Genomic DNA, 18,918 nt, shown 5'->3' on the forward strand with positions numbered 1-18,918 from the left:
AATAAGGAGAGTGTCACTGAAAGCCTACTGCTATCCTGAGGATTATAAACAGAAGCCGCCTCCGAAAGGCGGCAATCTTCCGGAGATCAGATGTCTGCAGTTCTTTCCGAGCCCCTCAGGGCTCCGCGCTTTTCGCCGCCCTATGCAGAGGATGAGACGGCGGTGGTCCGCCGCCTTCTGGCAGCGCGGCCCGAGGATGCCGAGGGGCGAGCGCGGGTCGATGCGCATGCCAGCCGTCTCATTGCCGCCATTCGCGACGGCAAGTCGGCGATCGGCGGCGTCGAGGACTTCCTGAAAGCCTATTCGCTGACGACGCGTGAGGGGCTTGCCATCATGGTGATGGCCGAGGCGCTGCTGCGCGTGCCCGATGGCGCCACTGCCGACAAGCTGATCGAGGACAAGCTGGCCTCCGCCGCCTTCGGCTTCCACGGCAAGGGGGAGGATCCCTGGCTGGTGGCCGCCTCCGGCTGGGCGCTGGGCGTGACGACGCGCGTGCTGCAACCGGGCGAGACGCCGGAGAATGTCGTCACCGGTCTCGTCAAGCGCCTGGGCATGCCGGCGGTGCGCGCCGCAACGCGTCAGGCCATGAAGATCATGGGCCACCAGTTCGTGCTGGGCACCTCGATCGAGGCGGCGCTGTCGCGCGCCAGAAGCCTTGCCGGCAAGGGCTATCGCCATTCCTACGACATGCTGGGAGAGGGCGCCCGCACGGCGGTCGATGCCGAGCGTTACTTCGCCGATTACGCCAGGGCGATCGAAGCGATCGGCCGGTCGGCAGGTTCCGAGGCGCTGCCGGCCCGGCCGGGCATTTCTGTCAAGCTCTCCGCCCTGCATCCGCGCTACGAGGCGCTGAACGCCGAACGGGTGGTGACCGAACTGGTGCCAAAGCTGCTGGAGTTGTCGCGGGCGGCCAAGGCCTATGACCTCAACCTGACCGTCGATGCCGAGGAGGCGGACCGCCTCAAGCTGTCGCTCGACGTCATTGCCGCCGTGGCCGGCGATCCGTCGCTCGCCGGCTGGGATGGCTTCGGCCTTGCGGTGCAGGCCTATCAGAAGCGGGCGCCGGCGGTGATCGACTATCTGATCGAGCTCGCCGAAAGCCTCAACCGTCGCTTCATGGTCCGCCTCGTCAAGGGCGCCTATTGGGACACCGAGATGAAGCGCGGGCAGGAGCGCGGCCTTGCCGACTATCCGCTGTTCACTCGCAAGGCGTCGACCGATCTGTCCTATCTCGTCTGCGCAGACAAGCTGCTCAGAGCCCGGCCGCGCCTCTATCCGCAGTTCGCGACGCACAACGCGTTGACCGTGGCCGAGGTGTCGGAGATCGCCGGCACCAACAGGCATTTCGAGTTCCAGCGGCTGCATGGCATGGGAGACACGCTCTATCGCGAGGTCACCGAGAAGGACGGCCAGCCCTGTCGCATCTACGCGCCGGTCGGCGGCCACAAGGATTTGCTCGCCTATCTCGTCCGCCGTCTTCTGGAAAATGGTGCCAACTCATCCTTCGTCGCCGCCGTCGGCGATGCCAAAGTGGAGATCTCGACCTTGCTGAAACGTCCCGCCGACGTTCTGGATGGCGGCGACCGCGCCCGTCACGCCCGTATTCCGCTGCCTGCCGATCTCTTCGGCTCTCGCCGCAACTCGCGCGGGTTGGAGCTTGCCGACGAGCAGGTGCTTGAGCCACTGTTGACTGCCATTTCGATGGCGGGCAGCAACTTCGGCACCGCCGCCTCGATCATCGACGGCGTGGACGTGAAGGGCGCGTCGCGTATCCTCCTGTCGCCGATCGATGGCAAGACGGAAATCGGCCGGGTCATTGACGCCGATGCGGAGACGGCAAGCAAGGCTGTCGCCGCAATGGCGGCCGGCTTCCGTCCATGGTCCGAGACGCTGGCGGAGACCCGGGCGAGCGTGCTCGAGCGGGCGGCTGACATTCTCGAGGAGCGGCTGCCGGCCTTCCTGGCCGTGTTGGCGCTGGAAGCCGGCAAGACGCTGGCCGACGGTATCGCCGAAGTGCGCGAGGCCGTCGACTTCTGCCGCTATTACGCCGCCGAGGCGCGGCGGCTGTTCGGGGCGCCGGTCGCCATGCCCGGCCCGACCGGCGAGGAAAACCGTCTGACCTATCGGGGACGCGGCGTCTTCGCGGCCATCGCTCCTTGGAACTTCCCGCTGGCCATCTTCATGGGCCAGACGGCGGCAGCGCTGGCCGCCGGCAATACGGTGGTGGCAAAACCCGCCGAGCAGACGCCGCTTGTCGGCGCCATGGCGGTGCGGCTGCTGCACGAGGCCGGCGTGCCGGCCTCGGCGCTCGCCCTTCTGGTTGGCGACGGCACGGCCGGCGCGGCGCTCACCGCCGATCCGCGCATTGCCGGTGTCGCCTTTACCGGGTCGACCGACACCGCCTTCGCCATCAACCGGACGCTTGCCGCCAAGCGCGGGCCGATCGTGCCGCTGATCGCCGAGACCGGCGGCCTCAACGCCATGATCGTTGATGCCACGGCGCTCGGCGAGCAGGTGACCGACGACGTCATCACCTCGGCCTTCCGTTCGGCCGGCCAGCGCTGCTCGGCGCTCAGGCTGCTGTTCGTGCAGGAGGATGTCGCGGACCACATGATCGGCCTCATCAAGGGCGCGGCAGCCGAGCTCAAGGTCGGTGACCCGCGCCGCCCGGACACCGACCTGGGCCCGATCATCGATCGCGAGCAGACCGAGAAGCTCGCCATTCACGTGGCGGCCTGGCAGGGCAAGGGCGGCGTGCTGTTCTCGGGCGAGGCGCCCGGAGACACCTTGGCGGGCGGTACCTATTTCCCGCCGGTGATCATCGAACTGCCGGACGCCGAGGCGCTCGATCGCGAGGTGTTCGGCCCGGTGCTGCATGTCGTCCGCTACAAGGCGAAGGATCTCGACAGGATCATCGAGAGCATCGCGGCGAGCGGCTACGGCCTGACGCTCGGCATCCACTCGCGCATCGAGGCGACGGTGAAGCGCATCGTCGAGCGTCTGCCGGTCGGCAACGTCTACGTCAATCGCAACATGATTGGCGCGGTGGTCGGTTCGCAGCCCTTCGGTGGTTCGGGGCTTTCCGGCACCGGTCCCAAGGCGGGCGGACCCAACTATCTCACCCGCTTCGCGCTGGAACAGGTGGTGTCGATCAACACGGCGGCGGCCGGCGGCAATGCGACGCTGGTCGCCATGGGTGACGACTGAACGAACAAGAGACAAGGGGGCGGGATGGGCCGGGGAGCGATCCTCGGCCTTTCCTTTGTTGCCAACTGCAACCGAACAAAAAAACAGGCCGGGGTTACCGGCCTGAGTTCTGGGAGGAAAGCTGGAGTGCCACGGTGGATCAGGAGGAAGATCCAGACGGAAGACCGACGAAGCAGCGCTCACAAGTCAAAGGTCTCACGCTGCCTTAATTCGCGCCATGTCAAAATTGAAGCATCGCCGTATAAAAAGCGGGCACTTGCTGTTTTTCTCGGCTAACTGGGCACCTCGCCTCCGAAAAACGGCTCCATGTCGATTGGGACCGAACGAGCTCCCGACCGTTTTTCCCCTTGTTTGCCGGGTCGGCGCTGTTGGTTTATGAGAACACGGACAGGCGGGTGGAGCATGAGCGATCTCAGCGAGGCGATGGCCGAGGGCGAGCCGACGGCGGATGATGGGGAGGCGGCGGCTGTGAGGCGGGCTGGCTGGCGGATCTGGCTCAAACGGCTGTCACTGGCCGCGGCCGTGGTGGTCGTGCTGCCTTTCGTGCTGACGCCGCTTTATCTCTTTGCCCGCCCCGTTTCGACGCTGATGGTCTGGGACCTTCTGACGCTTCAAGGCTACAGCCGGCAATGGGTCGATCTCGACGACATTTCGCCAAGCATGAAGCAGGCCGTGGTCATGAGCGAGGACGGGCAGTTCTGCTTTCACGACGGGGTCGATTGGGAACAGCTTCGCTCGGTGCTGAGCCGCGACGGTGGACCAAGCCGGGGGGCGAGCACCATCACCATGCAGACGGTGAAGAACGTCTTCCTGTGGCCGTCGCGTTCCTATATCCGCAAGGGCCTCGAAATCCCGCTGGCGCTCTACGCCGATCTCGTCTGGTCGAAGCGCCGAACGCTGGAGATCTATCTCAACATCGCCGAGCTCGGTCCCAACGTCTACGGCGTCGAGGCGGCGGCGCAGCATTACTACAAGAAGCCGGCGTCCAAGCTGAGCCGGCGCGAGGCGGCGCTGATTGCGGCTGCCCTGCCCAATCCGGCCATCCGCAATCCCCTGAAGCCCAGCCGCGCGCAGAAGACGCTGTCGCGCATCATCGAGCGCCGCGTCAGCCAATCGGGCGCCTATGTCGAGTGCCTGCAGCCATGATGCCGGCCATCGGGATTGCGACGGAGAGGCGCACTTTTTTCCGGGCAGGCACTGGCAAAGTGGCGCGTCAGTCTGTATAAGGCCGCATCTTTAGGAACGAGCGCCCGCGCGCCCGAACGGTGGACCATTGCGGTTCCCTCTTCAGAGCGGGCGATGGAGTAGAAGACAATGGCAGTTCCCAAGCGAAAGACCTCGCCGTCCAAGCGGGGCATGCGTCGGTCCGCCGATGCCCTGAAGCAGCCGACCTACGTCGAGGACAAGACCTCGGGTGAGCTGCGTCGTCCGCATCACGTCGATCTCAAGACCGGCATGTACCGCGGCCGCCAGATCCTGGCGCCGAAGGAAGCCTGACAAGAGATTGCTCGGCCGTCCTCGACGGCCGGGATGTCGACCTGAAAAGAGCCGGTGCATTGCGCCGGCCTTTTTGTTTTTGTGCTGTGTCGATCAGTATTCGGCGGCGCCGAAGAAGCCGGGCTCGAGGTCGGTGACGCGGCGATAGCCGTCACGATAGAGCGCGTCGGCCCGGGCGACGATCAGCGAGGGATCGCGGCGGACGCGGCGCTCGCCGGTAGCGGAATCGCCGAGACCAAGGGCGGCGAGCTGGGCAACGAAGGGCGCCGAGGCGGGGTTGCCCAAGGATATCGCGGTCGGATGGCGATAGGTTTCCTTCCAGGCGTCGGCGGGAAGGTCGACGATGGCGAGTTCCTGCCGACGATCGCCGCCGGCGGACGCACCCTCGGTCGCCTCGACGTAACGACCGGATGCGCGGCGGGCTGCCCTTTCGAGGCCTTGGCCGCTGGTGCTGCCGATGGAGCCGACCGATCCGATCATTGTCGCGGACCTTTCAGGAACTGTGCCGTTTCGGCACGAACAAACCAATGTGAGGAGAGCCGAGCAACCGGCGCGCCAGATCTTAAGGATGGTTAAGAAAGGGTTAATGCGCAAGGCTGCGCCCGAAAATTTCGCCGGTCTGCCGGAGATTTCCGGCGTGGATCGATGACCGGCGAACCAAAATGGCGGTTCCCGTGACGGGGGTGTTGCGGTAGGTGTTCCAAAACGGCGAGGACGGCGGCAAATGGATGACGAACTCGTTTCCCCGGACGGACACAAACTGATCGGCAGCGCCGCCGGCGCGGCCATGGCGGCGGCCGGCATTGCCGCCTACGAGCACGACTATGCCGGGGATCGTCTGCGCTGGTCGCCCAATGCCGGCGAGGTCCTCGATCTTCCGGACTACGAGGTGCCGCTTTCGATGCGCGCGCTGCACCGCCTGATTGGGCCGCAGGCTGAAACGTTGCGGCTCGCCGCGACGCCGCCGGCGGCGCTGTCCGCCGACCGCATCGGTCCCGACTATCGGCTCGTCTACGACCTGATGCCGCGCGGCGGTAAGCCGCAGGGCATCCGTGTCGAGGAGAGCGGCAGCTGGTACGGGCCGGACGGCCAGCCGGCGCTCGGCGCGCGCGGCACCGTGAGGGTTTTGCCGCGCGGCACCGAGATGGCGGCGCCGGTTCGTCTCTACGGGCCGGATCGGCGGCTCGACCGCGACGAGCTGCTGCAAACCCTCGACGATCGGCTGAAGCTCCTGGAGGCTGACGGCGGTTCGGCGGTGTTCCTGATCATCGCCGTGCTGGACATCGGCCGCATCAACGCCAACTTCGGCTATGAGGCCGGCGACCGGGTGATCGACGCCGCCGGCCAGCGCATTCTCCGCCGGATGCGGCAAGGCGACGTGTTCGGTTCGTTTTCAGGCCACAAGTTTGGCGCCATCCTCAACGACTGCGACGAGCACGCGCTGATCATTGCCGCCGAACGCTTCCGCGAAGCGGTGCGCGGTGAGCCGATCGACTGCGACGGCGCCGCCGTACGCGCCGACATCGCCTTCGGCGCGGTGATGCTGCCGCAGCATGCGCTGTCTGGCGCGATGGCCGCCAACCGCGCCGAGGAGGCGCTGGGCGATGCCCGGCGCGACGCCGACCGTCACCTCTCCCTCTACGAGCCGTCGGCGGCCCGCGATGCCCTTCGCCGCCGCAATGTCGAGATCGCCGAGGCGATCCAGCGCGGCCTTGCTGAGGAGCGCTTCGTGCTGGCCTACCAACCGATCGCTTCCGCCGACGACCGCTCGATCCTGTCCTACGAGGCGCTCAGCCGGCTGGTGCTGCCGTCCGGGGAGGTGGTGTCCGGCGGTCCCTATGTCGAGGCGGCGGAAAAGCTCGGTCTCATCCGGCGGCTCGACATGCGGGCCCTGACGCTGGTGATGGCCGACCTCCAGGCCTCGGCGTCCCTCAGGCTGTCCGTCAACGTGTCGCCGGAAACGCTGGCCGATCCGGCCTGGCTCAGCATGCTGGTGGCCGGTGCCCGCCGCGACAGCGATGCCCTCAGGCGGTTGACCATCGAGATCACCGAAACGGCGGCGCTATCGCGCCTCGATGATCTCAGACACATGGTCGCCACGGTCCGCGACATCGGCTGCCGCATCGCCATCGACGACTTCGGCTCGGGGCACACCTCGCTTCGGATGCTGCGCGACATCAAGCCGGACTGGTTGAAGATCGACGGTGCCTTCATCCGCGACATCGGCCGCGATGCCGACGCCGTGGTGTTTGTCCGGGCCCTCACCACGCTGGCCGGGCATTTTGGCATCCGGACCGTTGCCGAGTTCGTGCAGGACGAGGCATCGGCGGTGCTGCTCGCCGAGCTTGGCATCTCCGCCTTCCAGGGGAAGCTGATCGGCGAACCGCGCCTCAGGGCCGGGCCGGGCGCCACGGTGCTGGATGGCCTCGACGGGGAGGGTTGGCTTCGCGGGCCGCTCGATGTCGCACCGGCCTGATCAGATGCGAAGACCTCCGGCGCCGCCAATGCGCCGACCGTGAAGCGCCGGCTTCGGTCTACTTGGTTTCCGGCGCCAGCCGGTCGAGTCGCCGCCGCATGGCCTCCAGTTCGTCGCGCAGCGCGTCGATGTCGGCGGCGCGGCTTTCGGCGGGGCTCGCCTCTTCCTCCGGGGCCTCGCCGGGCAGTGCGGCGCGCACCGCCCGCTCAAAGGATTCGGCGTTGAGCCGGACCTGTTCCCCCAGCTTCTCGCTGAGGGCGGGGGCACCGAGCGCCTCACCGGCGATGCCGCGCATCTTGCCCTGCTCCCGGGCGAACTGGCCGATCGAATACTCGAGAAAGGCCGGCACCATGGCCTGCAACTCGTCGCCATAGAAGCGGATGAGCTGGCGCAGGAAGTTGACGGGCAGCAGATGGGGCCCCCGCGTCTCTTCCTCGAGGATGATCTGGGTCAGCACCTCATGGGTGATCTCCTGGTCGCTTCGGGCGTCGATCACCACGAAGTCGGTGTTGGCGCGCACCATGGCGGCGAGATCCTGCAGCGTGACGTAGCTCGACGTACCCGTGTCGTAGAGACGCCGGTTGGCGTATTTCCGGATGACGGTGCCTTGCCTCGTCCTGGACATCGGGAGCCTCTTGAACTTCGCCGCGCTCCACCGCGACGCACCCCAACATAGGCGTAATGGTGCAGCGCAGCCAAGCCTTTCGCTTTGCACCTGTCGTTCTTTTGCAGTGCGGTAGAAGGCTTCTCCCAACGGATAGGCAGAGAAAGATGCCAAAAGCTGAAAGGACTGGTATTGTCGATGCTTGCACCGGATTTCGGAGGGAAAACGGTGCGGCCAGAGGGCGTCGGGGGATCGGGGAGGCATGGTTCGCGTCATCACGGCCTTGTCGGGGCTGGTGTTGGTCGTCCTGGTGTTGCGCCTGGCGATGGCGCCGCTCTTTCCGCTCGACAAGTTCGTGGCGCCGGCGATCACTGCCTTCGAGGCCGATACCGGCACGGCGGTCCGGATCGCCGACGCCGATCTGCAACTCCTGCCGACGCCGCGCGTCGTAGCCACAGACGTGGCCATCGAACTGCCGGACGGCCTGGGGACCGTGCATGCGGAGCGTCTTCTGCTCGCCCTCAACCCGCTCCCCTTCCTGTCTGGTTCGGCAGAGCTCGACAGCGTGACGGTCGAGAGGCCGGTGTTGCGTCTTGCGCTCGGGGACGGAGATATCGACCCGGCCAAGGCGATCGGAGCCTTGGCTGGCCTTGCCGACCGGGCGGCCGTCCGGCAGTTCCAGGCGGCGGAGGGGCTGCTCACGCTTCAGGCGGGCGGCAGGGAAGCCAAGCTGAACGGGTTGACGGTGGCGGCCACCCGCGCCGGTGACGTCGATCGTCTTGCCTTCAAGGCGACGCTGAACGGCACGCCGCTGTCGCTGACCGTAGAGGCCGGATCGGCGGGGGCCGCGCGGGCGAAGCTCGCTGCGCCGGCATTGAACGTCGACCTTGATGGAGGAATGGCGGGCGGTGCCTTTGCCGGCCACCTCGACCTGTCGGTTCCGGACGCCACTGCGCTCGGCGGTCCCTCGGGGCCGGTGCAGCTCAAGGGCGCCATCACGCTGTCATCCGGACGGGTCGAGATGGTCGACGCTTCGGCCAGCGTCTTCGGCAGTTCCGGCCGGCTGTCCGCTGCGCTCGATCTTGCCGCGCCGCGTGCATCCGTCGACCTCCACGCCGATTTCGGGCGGTTGCCGGCCGGCTCGCTGGCGACGCTGGCCGCGCTTGCTGCAGACATCGGTTTCGATCCGATCAATGGAAGGGCGCCCTTTGATGCGGGTTTTGACCTCAAACTTGCCGAGGTCGCTCTTTCCGGCGGAAACGTCCGCCAGCTTCACGTTACCGCCGTCGATCGTGGCGGGCGCTTTGGCGCTCGGGTTGACGGGACGACGGGCGGAGGCATGCTGACGGGCCGGGTCGACCTCTTTCCCGACGGCAATGGCCGGCGGCTCGGCGCGTCCTTCATCGCCAAGAATGTCGCCATCGGTGAGGTCGCGGCGCTTGCCGGTCTCGAGTCGCCGCTCACCGGACGTCTCGCCGCCGACCTTCGTCTATCGGCTCATGGTCGGTCGGCCGATGAACTGGCGGCGACGCTTGCGGTCGACGGTGCCGGCCAACTTCGGGAGGGACGGCTTGGCGGGCTGCCGCTTGTCGGCAAGATCATGCTGCCGGCTCTGACCGAACTGTCTGCTGATCTCTCGGTGACGGGCCTCGACAAGCCGGCACTGCTCATCGGGCAGGCCAAGGCGGCATCCGGTATCGTCACATTCGAGGCGACAGCGGCGCCGCGCCGGCTGCTCGACGGTGGCTCGACACCCATCTCGGCCAAGCTCGATGGTTCCCTGCTCTCCGCCGATTTCGAAGGTGGGGTCGATCCCGTTGCCATCACGGCCAATGGCAGCCTGGCACTGGCGAGCCACAGGCTGGCGGCGCTCGCGGGAGTCTCCGGCCTGCCGGACAGCGCGTCGCTGGACGGTCGCATTGAGGCCGGGATTGGCCGTCTGACCCTGTCGGACGCACGCCTGATGCTCGGCGACCGTGCCTTTGGCGGCCTGCTGGATCTCGCAACCGCCGGCGAGCGCAGCCGGCTCACCGGCCGTCTCAGCGGCGATAGGGTTGATGTCGCCGTTCTGGCTGGGGCGCTGTCCAACGCCGGCCAACGGCTTCCGGCTGCCCTCGATGCCGACCTGCGCATCGATGCGGGTGGTATTGCTGCCGGTCCGGTGGCGGCAACAGGCGGCCCGGTCGATCTTCGATTTGATGACAAGGGCGCCGAAATCGGGCTGCCGCGCCTGTCGCTCGGTGGGGGCAGCGGCGCGGTAACGCTGAGGGTCAAGGCGGGCGATCGGCCGAGTTTCGTCGTCAAGGGGCGAGTGGACGATGTGCGTCTTGCCAGCCTCGCGCCGCTCATCGGAACGGCCGTCGATGGCGAGTTCGATCTTGCCGCCGATATCACGGCCGAGGGCGGGGCGCGGACCGATCTTTTCAAGTCGGCCACCGGCACGGCCGACTTTTCCGTTTCACGTGGCGTGCTCGATGGCGTCGATCCCATGGCGCTGCTCGGTCGACTGGCCCGGGCGGTGCAGCATGGCTTCGGTTCAGGCACCGGGCAGGTCGGCTTCGACGCCCTGTCCGGACATCTGACAATCTCCAAGGGCGTGGCGATGAGCGACGACCTCGCCTTTTCCGCTAGCGACCTTCAGCTGTCGGGTTCCGGCAGCCTCGGCCTCGCGGCCGGCACCTTGGATCTGCGGCTCAAGCCAAAGCTGAAGGGCTATCCCGATTTCGAGGCGCCGGTGGCTGTCGTCGGCCCGCTTGCCGCGCCGCGTCTCTATCCCGACTTGCCGGGGCTCGTGAGCGATCCTGTGGCCGGCTATGCGCGCCTTTCCGCCATGGCCGGCGGTTTTGCCCGCCTTGTCGAGGCGGACGCGCCGCCGAAGCTGGACGTCGTCAAGCCGGACGCCGTGACGTCTATGATCGACCGGCTCTCCTCCAAGCCGGCTAATGAGTCGGTCACCGAGACGGCGCCTCACGCGGACAAGGCACCGGTCAATGCACCCGTTGCCGAGGTCGCGCCAGCGGCAACGGTTGCGCCGCCGGCGCGCCTGCCGCCGCTTCCATTGGCGCGGCCCTCGTCTCGCCCGGCCGGCCGGGCCGGCGGGCCGCTCGACCTCGGGGCACTCAGCCGGATTCCCAGTAGCGCCGCACCGGCCAGCGCAGCGGCCAACGCGTGCCGACCGGGCCGCGACGGCCGCTGCATTCCCTGACGGGAAAGGCTCAGCCCTTGTTTATCCCCACCGGTGGCAGTTTCGGCGCCCAGCGGGTGAGCAGGCCGGCGTTGGTCACCACGGACACCGAGCTCATGGCCATGGCGGCGCCGGCCAGCGCCGGCGTCAGCAGGCCGAAGGCGGCGAGCGGAATGCCGATGACATTGTAGATGAAGGCCCAGAACAGGTTCTGACGGATCTTCAGCGACGTGGCGGCAGCAATATCAAGGGCGGCGGCGACGAGGCGCGGATCGGGGCGCATCAGGGTGATGCCGGCCGTTTCCATGGCGACGTCGGTACCCGAACCCATGGCAATGCCGACATCGGCGGCGGCCAGCGCCGGCGCGTCGTTGACGCCGTCGCCGACCATGGCAAGGCGGCCGCCGGCGGTGCGCAGGCTTTCCACCTCGGCGGCCTTGCCTTCCGGCAGCACCTCGGCCCGCCAATCGTCGAGGCCGGCGGCACCGGCGATGGCGCGCCCGGCGGGTGGGCGGTCACCGGTCAGCAGCAGCGTGCGGATGCCGCGGCGGCGCAGTTCGGTGACGGCGGCGGGCGCTTCCGCGCGCAGGGCATCGGCATAACCGAACAGGCCGATGGCCCGGCCGTTCTCGGCGACATAGGCGAGCGTCATTTCCGGCCGGAGGCGGCCGAGGCCAGCCCTTTCGACCTCGGCATAATCAATGCCGTGTTCATCCATGAGGGCGGCGGTGCCGATGAAGACGTCGGCGCCCTCGACGCTCCCGGTGAGCCCTTTGCCCGGCACGGCTCTGACGTTTTCCGCGGCACGAGGCACGATGCCGTCGGCCACGGCGCGCCCAAGCGTGGCGCGGGCGAGCGGATGCTCCGACCCCGCCTGTGCGGCGGCCGCGACCGCCAGGAGGTGGGCCGGCTCGATCCCCTCGGCGGCGACGAGTTCCAAGAGCTCCGGATGGCCGACGGTAAGCGTGCCAGTCTTGTCGAACACGACGGTCTCGATATGGGCAGCGCGTTCCAGTACCTCGATGTCCTTGATGAGGATGCCGGCGCGGGCGGCGGCGCCGGTGCCGGCCACCAGGGCGGTCGGCGTGGCAAGGCCGAGAGCGCAGGGGCAGGCAATGACCAGAACGGCAACCGCCGCGGCAAGCGCCTGCTCGATGCCGCCTCCAAGGATAACCCAGAGCACGAAGGCAATGGCGGCGACGACAACCACGGTCGGCACGAAGACGGTCGACACGCGGTCGACGAGGCGCTGCACCGGCGCCTTGCCGGATTGGGCGTTCTCGACGAGGCGGGTGATGCGGCCGAGCGTCGAATCCTCGCCGACTGCGCCCACCTCCACGGTGACGGCGCCTTCGCCATTGACGGCGCCGGTGACGACGGGCTCGCCGGAGGTCCGTCGCACGGGCAGGCTCTCGCCGGTGATGACCGCTTCGTCGAAATGGCTCTCGCCGCCCAGGATGCGGCCGTCCACCGGAACGCGCTCACCGGGGCGGATCAGCACGCGGTCACCGGGCAACAGGCTGCTGACCGGGACGACGGTCTGGCTGCCGTCGTCGGCGAGCTTGGTCGCCGTCTCGGGTCGCAGCGCCATCAGCGATCGGACCGCCCGGGTAGTGGAGGCCTTGGCGCGCTCTTCCAGGAACTTGCCGAGAAGGACCAGCGTCAGCACGACGGCGGATGCCTCGAAATAGAGGTGTTCCTCGACCATGTGGTGGATGGTCGCCATCATGTAGACCGAAAAGCCCCAGGCGGCGGTGGTGCCGAGCGACACCAGCACATCCATGTTGGCGCCGCCGCCCCGGATCGCATTCCAGGCACCGCGATAGAAGCGGTGGCCAGCCAGAATCTGCACGGCGGTGGCAAGCACAAGCTGGATGGAGGCGGGCAGGATGTGGCCGAAGCCGGCCATCATCGCCACCATGGCAACGACGAAAGGCAGTGTCAGCAGGGCGCAGACGAGGAGAAGCCAGCCGGTACGGCGACGGGCGGCAGCGGCTTCGGCCTCGCGCGCTTCCCGCTCGGCGCGCGCGATGACGGGATCGTCCGATCTCAGCGTTGCCGAGAAGCCGGCCCCGTCGACAGCTGCGACGACGGCGTCGGGCGTTATCTCCGGCCCGACCGCCACGTCGGCGCGCTCAAGGGCGAGGTTGACGCGCGCGTCGAGTATGCCCGGCGTCTTCTTCAGCACGCGTTCGAGGCGGGCCGAGCAGGCGGCGCAGGTCATGCCGCGGATATCGAAGGAACGAACGGAGTTTTCGGCGGGTTCGGTCATGTCACACCTCTGCTGGTCCTATAGCAGATGATGGCTTCCGAACGCGCCGGTCCCATTCACTTTGTCGTTTGCTCGTCAGCCGTTCAGCCGCGCCAGTGCCGCCCGTCGAGGCGCAGGCCGAAGGTGGAGGGGCGACGGGCGAAATCGACGAGGCCGGCCAGCGCCGGGCGGTCGTGGACGATGATCGCCGTCGGCAGCGAGGCCATCAGGCCCTGATGCGGATACTTGTCCTCGAAGGCGGCGCGGAAGCCGCCCTGCTGCAACACCTTGACGATGCGAGGCGCGATGCCGCCGGCCAGATAGACGCCGCCATGGGCGAGGAAAGTCAGGGCAAGGTTGCCGGCGATGCGGCCGAGATGCTCGGCGAACAGCGCGACGGTCTCGACGGCCAGCGGGTCGCCCGCCTCGGCGGCGGCGGTGACCGCGGCCGGCGTGTCACAGGCGGCAAAGGACTTGCCGGCGGCGGCAACCGCCCGGTAAAGGCGCAGAAGGCCGGAGCCGCAGATGATGGTCTCGCCGGTCACCCGGCCGCCGGCCCGCTCGATATGCGGCCAGATGTCATAATCGCGGGCCGTTACCGGCGCGAGGTCGATGTGGCCGCCCTCGCCGGGCACGGGCACCCAGAGGCCGGCGGCATCGACGAGGCCGGCGGCGCCGAGGCCGGTACCAGGGCCGATCACTACCTTGGTGCCGCGCTCGGGCGGAAGGGCGCCGCCGACGGCAACCAAATCCTTCGGCTTGAGACCGGGCAGGCAGAGGCCGAGCGCCTCGAAGTCGTTGAACAGGATGACATGCTCGAGCGCGAAGCGCTCGACGAGGCGCCTCGGGGTGACCACCCAGGGGCAGTTGGTGAGCTGGGTGCTCTCCTCGCCGATCGGCCCGGCCAGCGCGAAGACCAACGATTTCGGGACCGGCGCGCCGGCGTCGATCACCGCGCCCTGGATGGCGTCCTCGACAGTCGGAAACAGCCGCGTTTCGACGGTGTCGAAATGGCGGATGTCGCCCTCGGCGTCGGCCAGGAGAGCGAAGCGGGCGTTGGTGCCGCCGATGTCGGCGAACAGGACCGGAAAGGTGACGACGCTGGAGGCGCTCTGGGACATCGTGATCTTCGCTCAGTCGGAGGAAACGGGGGCGGGGTGGAAACCGTCGGCGCGGATCAACAGCTCCGCCGTCGCACGGTTGAGGGCCATCGGAATGTCATAGACGACCGACAGGCGGGTCAGGGCCTTGACGTCGACGTCGTGCGGCATGGGTGACAGCGGGTCGATGAAGAAGATGAGTCCACTGAGCCGCGCCTCGGCGATCATGGCGCCGATCTGCTGGTCGCCGCCGAGCGGACCGCTCTTCAGGCGGGTGACGTCGAGGGCGGGGCAGGCATCCTTGATGCGGCCGCCGGTGGTGCCGGTGGCAAACAGGCGGAAGGCGGAAAGCCAAGCTTCGTGGGCGCGCGCGAAGGCAACCATCTCGTCCTTCTTGGCGTCGTGGGCGACGAGCGCGATGGCCGGGGGAACGGCAGATGCGATGGGCGCGGTCATCGTTTCCTTCGGATGCAGCATGGAACTCGCTGGCACGCTCTTAGCGCCTTTCCCCCTGAAACGGTATTGGTTTTGCTCCTCGCTCCTCTAAAATTTCAGAGGTAGAAGAAATTCTACCCCCGACTATTCTATGGGCAAATACGTAGTTTGAGGGCAGCCGCCGTAACTAAAACCGGCAAGTGGTGCCCTGTTGGTGCGTCGGTTGCGCGCGATTCCGCCTTTGCTGGTGCGTTTGGCGGCAGTGTGTGCCTCCACTAAAAGCGTAGTGCATCAATATTGTCCATTTGGTCAAAAACAGAAGAAAGACGATGCAATGGCGCAGAAAGCATGCTTAGGTATGCGCCACTCGGGGGAGGGGCATATTGGGGTTTCCTCCACCGATCAGCCCGAACGGGGGCTCCTTCCAAAAGGGGTGAGGAACACGATGATCAACAAACTGATCGGCGCTACCTTTGTCGCAGCCATGCTCACGAGCACGGCCATGGCGGCGGACATCAAGCCGGCGCTCGTCTATGGCACCGGTGGCAAGTTCGACAAGTCCTTCAACGAGGCGGCCTATGGCGGCGCCGAGAAGTTCAAGGCCGAAACCGGTATCGAATACCGTGACTTCGAGCCGACCGGCGACACCCAGGGCGAGCAGGCGATTCGCAACTTTGCCTCCAAGGGCTTCAACCCGGTGGTGGCCGTCTCCTTCGCCTGGACCTCGGCCATCGAGAAGGTGGCTGCCGAGTTCCCCGACACCAAGTTCGTCATCGTCGACGCCGTCGTCGACAAGCCGAACGTCCGCTCGGTGGTCTACAAGGAAGAAGAGGGCTCCTACCTCGTCGGCACCGTGGCCGGCCTGTTCTCGAAGACCGGCAAGGTCGGCTTCGTCGGCGGCATGGACATTCCGCTGATCCGCAAGTTCGAGTGCGGCTATGAGCAGGGCGCCCGCGCGGCCAAGGCCGGCAACGAGGTGCTGCAGAACTTCATCGGCACCACCGGCGCCGCCTGGAGCGATCCGGTGCGCGGCGGCGAGCTCGCCAAGGGCCAGATCGACCAGGGCGCGGACGTCATCTACGCTGCGGCCGGCGCGTCCGGCATCGGCGTGCTGCAGACGGCTGCCGACCAGGGCAAGTACTCGATCGGCGTCGACAGCAACCAGAACTACCTGCATCCGGGTTCGGTGCTGACCTCGATGGTCAAGCGCGTCGACCTCGCCGTCTACAACGCCTTCGCCGATGCCAAGGGTGACAAGTTCACCGCCGGCGTGCAGGCGCTCGGCATCAAGGAAGACGGCGTCGCCTGGGCCTATGACGACAACAACAAGCCGCTGATCACGCCCGAGATCCTGGCGGCGGTCGAGAAGGCCAAGGCCGACATCGTGTCCGGCTCGGTCAAGGTTCACGACTACATGTCGGACAACTCCTGCCCGAAGTGATTCCACAATCGTGAGGGCGCAAGGCATGGCCGGTTTTCGGGCGTGCCTTGCGCCTTTTTCGTATCCGGAGCCGTCAAGCCGTGAGCCCAACACCGACCGCAGCGCCCGCCATCGAACTGATCGGCATCGACAAGAAGTTTGGCGCCGTCCACGCCAACAAGAACATCAACCTTACCGTCGCCAAGGGCTCGATCCACGGCATCATCGGCGAAAACGGCGCCGGCAAGTCGACGCTGATGTCGATCCTCTACGGCTTCTATCATGCAGACGCCGGCTCGATCCGCATCAACGGCAAGGACACCGTCATTCATGACAGCCAGGCGGCCATTTCCGCCGGCATCGGCATGGTCCACCAGCACTTCATGCTGGTCGAGAATTTCTCCGTGCTCGAGAACGTCATACTCGGCGTCGAGGGCGGTGCGCTGCTCGGCCGGGGCGTCTCCGAGGCGCGGACGGCGCTGAAGCGCCTCGAAGCCGACTACGGCCTCGAAGTCGATCCCGACGCCATCATCGAGGAGCTGCCGGTCGGCCTGCAGCAGCGCGTCGAAATCCTGAAGGCGCTCTATCGCGGCGCCGAGATCCTGATCCTCGACGAGCCCACCGGCGTGCTGACGCCGGCCGAGGCCGATCATTTGTTCAAGATCCTCGGGGTGCTGCGCGACCAGGGCAAGACCATCGTCCTCATCACCCACAAGCTGCGCGAGATCATGGCGATCACCGACACCGTCTCGGTGATGCGGCGCGGCGAGATGGTGGCGACCCGCAACACCTCCGAAACGACGGTGGAAGAGCTCGCCGAGCTGATGGTCGGCCGCCGCGTGCTCTTGCGCGTCGAAAAGGGGCCGGCGGCGCCGAGCGACGTCGTGCTGTCGGTCAGGAACCTCACCGTCAAGGACGGCCGCGGTGTCACCATGGTCGACAACGTCTCCTTCGACGTGCGCGCCGGCGAGGTGGTCGGCATCGCCGGTGTTGCCGGCAACGGCCAGTCGGAACTCCTGGAAGCGATCACGGGCATTCGCAAGCCGGCCTCTGGCGAGATCCTGATGCACGGCCAGCCGGTGACCGGCTTCGATTCCGCCCGCCTCCGGGCGCTGGGACTCGGCCACATCCCGGAAGACCGCCATCACATGGGGCTGGTGCTGGGCTTCGAGGAGAATGAGAACTCCATCCTCGGCTATCATCGCGACCCGCGCTATGGCCGGGGCATGCTGCTGGACCTCGACGCCTGCCGTGACGATGCCAAGGCCAAGATCGAGAAATACGACATCCGGCCGCCCAACTGCCGGCTGAAGACCGCCAACTTCTCCGGCGGCAACCAGCAGAAGATCGTCGTCGCCCGCGAGATCGAGCGCGACCCGTCGCTTCTGGTGGTGGGACAGCCGACGCGCGGCGTCGACATCGGTGCCATCGAGTTCATCCATCGCCGGCTGATCGCCATGCGCGACGCCGGCAAGGCGGTGCTCCTGGTGTCGGTGGAACTCGACGAGATCCGCTCGCTGTCCGACCGCATCCTCGTGATGTTTGCCGGCCGTGTGGTTGGCGAAAAGACGCCGGATACCGGCGAACAGACCCTCGGCCTGATGATGGCCGGCATTGCCGCGTGAGGCCGAGATGAGCACCGCGTCCGTACCGCTTCCCAACTGGATCACCTACGGCCTGATGCCGTTCCTCAACCTCGTGGTCGCCTTCCTGATCTCCGGCGTCGTCGTCTGGTTCATCGGCGAAAGCCCGCTCGATGCCGTGACGCTGCTGCTGCAGGGGGCGCTCGGCAACGGTGAGGGCATCGGCTTCACGCTCTATTACGCCACCAACTTCATCTTCACAGGGCTGTCGGTGGCCGTCGCCTATCACGCCGGTCTGTTCAACATCGGCTCGGAAGGGCAGGCCTATGTCGGCGGCCTCGGCGCGGCGCTCGCCTCGCTCGCCCTCGACCATTACGTGCCCTGGTATGTGACGATGCCCTTCGCGGTGGTCGGCGCGGCGATCTTCGGCGCCGCCTGGGCGCTGATCCCGGCGTGGCTGCAAGCCAAGCGCGGCAGCCACATCGTCATCACCACCATCATGTTCAACTTCATCGGCGCGGCGATGATGGTCTACCTCCTCGTTCACGTGCTGATCGTGCCGGGAAAGATGGCGCCGGAAACTCGGGTCTTCCTGGAAGGCGGCCAGTTGCCAAAGCTCGACTGGCTGATCGCCATGTTCGGCGGCAAGCTCGGTCCGGCGCCGTTCAACGCGTCCTTCCTCATCGCGCTCTTCATGTGCGTCGTGGTCTGGGTGCTGATCTGGCGGACCAAGCTCGGCTATGAGATCCGCACGCTGGGCGCCAACCCGACGGCTGCCGTCTACGCCGGCATTCCCTATGTGAAGACGGTGATCATCACCATGCTGATCTCCGGCGGTCTCGCCGGCATGATGGCGCTCAATCCGGTGCTCGGCGCCTCGGCCCGCCTGCAGGTGGAGTTCGTCGGCGGTGCCGGTTTCGTCGGCATCGCGGTGTCGCTGATGGGGCGGAGCCATCCGCTCGGCATCGTGCTCGCGGCCATCCTGTTCGGCGTGCTCTATCAGGGCGGCGACGCTCTGTCCTTCGACATGCCGAAGATCACCCGCGACATGATCGTCGTCATCCAGGGTCTGGTGATCCTGTTCGCCGGCGCCCTCGAATACCTGTTCCGCCCGACCATCGTCCGGGTGTGGCAGCGGTTCGGCAAGGCCTGAGGAGGAGA

General features: G+C 67.0%; 13 protein-coding genes. 8 read left to right on the forward strand and 5 right to left on the reverse strand.

Annotated features, from left to right (window positions below; translation table 11 throughout):
• Window positions 1-90: 90 nt before the first annotated feature.
• The 3 genes from putA to rpmF all read left to right on the forward strand — a co-directional run bounded on the left by putA (window position 91) and on the right by rpmF (window position 4,704).
• Window positions 91-3,207 (forward strand): bifunctional proline dehydrogenase/L-glutamate gamma-semialdehyde dehydrogenase PutA, encoded by a 3,117-nt coding sequence (gene putA, locus CXZ10_RS16690; protein WP_101290490.1) that lies wholly within the window; start codon window positions 91-93, stop codon window positions 3,205-3,207.
• Window positions 3,208-3,609: 402 nt separating this feature from the next.
• The gene (gene mtgA, locus CXZ10_RS16695; RefSeq protein WP_180336041.1) at window positions 3,610-4,353 is read left to right on the forward strand and encodes a monofunctional biosynthetic peptidoglycan transglycosylase; all 744 of its coding nucleotides are present in this window, start codon (window positions 3,610-3,612) and stop codon (window positions 4,351-4,353) included.
• Between the two features lie 168 nt (window positions 4,354-4,521).
• Window positions 4,522-4,704 (forward strand): 50S ribosomal protein L32, encoded by a 183-nt coding sequence (rpmF, locus tag CXZ10_RS16700; RefSeq protein ID WP_026783867.1) that lies wholly within the window; start codon window positions 4,522-4,524, stop codon window positions 4,702-4,704.
• Between the two features lie 93 nt (window positions 4,705-4,797).
• Here rpmF and CXZ10_RS16705 read toward each other — a convergent pair whose 3' ends face one another.
• Window positions 4,798-5,184, reverse strand: coding sequence for a hypothetical protein (locus CXZ10_RS16705; RefSeq protein ID WP_101290491.1), 387 nt, complete (start codon window positions 5,182-5,184; stop codon window positions 4,798-4,800).
• Between the two features lie 244 nt (window positions 5,185-5,428).
• Here CXZ10_RS16705 and CXZ10_RS16710 point away from each other — a divergent pair, with 244 nt between their 5' ends.
• Complete coding sequence (locus tag CXZ10_RS16710) at window positions 5,429-7,180, forward strand: EAL domain-containing protein (RefSeq protein ID WP_101290492.1); 1,752 nt, start codon at window positions 5,429-5,431, stop codon at window positions 7,178-7,180.
• Between the two features lie 58 nt (window positions 7,181-7,238).
• Here CXZ10_RS16710 and phaR read toward each other — a convergent pair whose 3' ends face one another.
• The gene (phaR, locus tag CXZ10_RS16715) at window positions 7,239-7,805 is read right to left on the reverse strand and encodes a polyhydroxyalkanoate synthesis repressor PhaR (protein ID WP_101290493.1); all 567 of its coding nucleotides are present in this window, start codon (window positions 7,803-7,805) and stop codon (window positions 7,239-7,241) included.
• A 241-nt stretch (window positions 7,806-8,046) separates the two neighbouring features.
• On the opposite strand from phaR, the gene CXZ10_RS16720 reads away from it, so the two are divergent.
• Window positions 8,047-10,989 (forward strand): AsmA family protein, encoded by a 2,943-nt coding sequence (locus CXZ10_RS16720; RefSeq protein ID WP_101290494.1) that lies wholly within the window; start codon window positions 8,047-8,049, stop codon window positions 10,987-10,989.
• Window positions 10,990-10,999: 10 nt separating this feature from the next.
• Here the strand turns inward: CXZ10_RS16720 and CXZ10_RS16725 are convergent, their stop codons facing one another.
• The 3 genes from CXZ10_RS16725 to CXZ10_RS16735 form a co-directional block, all read right to left on the reverse strand.
• On the reverse strand, window positions 11,000-13,240 hold the full coding sequence (locus CXZ10_RS16725; RefSeq protein ID WP_101290495.1) for a heavy metal translocating P-type ATPase: 2,241 nt from the start codon (window positions 13,238-13,240) through the stop codon (window positions 11,000-11,002).
• A gap of 83 nt (window positions 13,241-13,323) precedes the next feature.
• Window positions 13,324-14,340, reverse strand: coding sequence for a glucokinase (gene glk, locus CXZ10_RS16730; protein WP_101290496.1), 1,017 nt, complete (start codon window positions 14,338-14,340; stop codon window positions 13,324-13,326).
• A 12-nt stretch (window positions 14,341-14,352) separates the two neighbouring features.
• Window positions 14,353-14,775, reverse strand: a complete 423-nt coding sequence (locus CXZ10_RS16735) for a methylglyoxal synthase (RefSeq protein WP_101290582.1) — start codon at window positions 14,773-14,775, stop codon at window positions 14,353-14,355.
• A gap of 424 nt (window positions 14,776-15,199) precedes the next feature.
• Here CXZ10_RS16735 and CXZ10_RS16740 point away from each other — a divergent pair, with 424 nt between their 5' ends.
• The 3 genes from CXZ10_RS16740 to CXZ10_RS16750 all read left to right on the forward strand — a co-directional run bounded on the left by CXZ10_RS16740 (window position 15,200) and on the right by CXZ10_RS16750 (window position 18,910).
• Window positions 15,200-16,195, forward strand: a complete 996-nt coding sequence (locus tag CXZ10_RS16740) for a BMP family lipoprotein (protein ID WP_101290497.1) — start codon at window positions 15,200-15,202, stop codon at window positions 16,193-16,195.
• An 80-nt stretch (window positions 16,196-16,275) separates the two neighbouring features.
• Window positions 16,276-17,799 carry an ABC transporter ATP-binding protein gene (locus tag CXZ10_RS16745; RefSeq protein ID WP_101290498.1) on the forward strand — a complete coding sequence of 508 codons (1,524 nt, stop codon included), beginning with the start codon at window positions 16,276-16,278 and terminating at the stop codon, window positions 17,797-17,799.
• A 7-nt stretch (window positions 17,800-17,806) separates the two neighbouring features.
• Window positions 17,807-18,910, forward strand: coding sequence for an ABC transporter permease (locus CXZ10_RS16750; RefSeq protein ID WP_101290583.1), 1,104 nt, complete (start codon window positions 17,807-17,809; stop codon window positions 18,908-18,910).
• The last annotated feature ends 8 nt before the right edge of the window (window positions 18,911-18,918 follow it).

Origin of the sequence: Pleomorphomonas diazotrophica, from assembly GCF_002844595.1 — a bacterium.
Classification (GTDB): domain Bacteria; phylum Pseudomonadota; class Alphaproteobacteria; order Rhizobiales; family Pleomorphomonadaceae; genus Pleomorphomonas; species Pleomorphomonas diazotrophica.

Bases quoted from the DNA above. Each gene is read 5' to 3' on its own strand.
- putA (WP_101290490.1), top strand. From the start codon at position 91: ATGTCTGCAGTTCTTTCCGAGCCCCTCAGGGCTCCGCGCTTTTCGCCG.
- mtgA (WP_180336041.1), top strand. From the start codon at position 3,610: ATGAGCGATCTCAGCGAGGCGATGGCCGAGGGCGAGCCGACGGCGGAT.
- rpmF (WP_026783867.1), top strand. From the start codon at position 4,522: ATGGCAGTTCCCAAGCGAAAGACCTCGCCGTCCAAGCGGGGCATGCGT.
- CXZ10_RS16705 (WP_101290491.1), bottom strand. From the start codon at position 5,184: ATGATCGGATCGGTCGGCTCCATCGGCAGCACCAGCGGCCAAGGCCTC.
- CXZ10_RS16710 (WP_101290492.1), top strand. From the start codon at position 5,429: ATGGATGACGAACTCGTTTCCCCGGACGGACACAAACTGATCGGCAGC.
- phaR (WP_101290493.1), bottom strand. From the start codon at position 7,805: ATGTCCAGGACGAGGCAAGGCACCGTCATCCGGAAATACGCCAACCGG.
- CXZ10_RS16720 (WP_101290494.1), top strand. From the start codon at position 8,047: ATGGTTCGCGTCATCACGGCCTTGTCGGGGCTGGTGTTGGTCGTCCTG.
- CXZ10_RS16725 (WP_101290495.1), bottom strand. From the start codon at position 13,240: ATGACCGAACCCGCCGAAAACTCCGTTCGTTCCTTCGATATCCGCGGC.
- glk (WP_101290496.1), bottom strand. From the start codon at position 14,340: ATGTCCCAGAGCGCCTCCAGCGTCGTCACCTTTCCGGTCCTGTTCGCC.
- CXZ10_RS16735 (WP_101290582.1), bottom strand. From the start codon at position 14,775: ATGACCGCGCCCATCGCATCTGCCGTTCCCCCGGCCATCGCGCTCGTC.
- CXZ10_RS16740 (WP_101290497.1), top strand. From the start codon at position 15,200: ATGATCAACAAACTGATCGGCGCTACCTTTGTCGCAGCCATGCTCACG.
- CXZ10_RS16750 (WP_101290583.1), top strand. From the start codon at position 17,807: ATGAGCACCGCGTCCGTACCGCTTCCCAACTGGATCACCTACGGCCTG.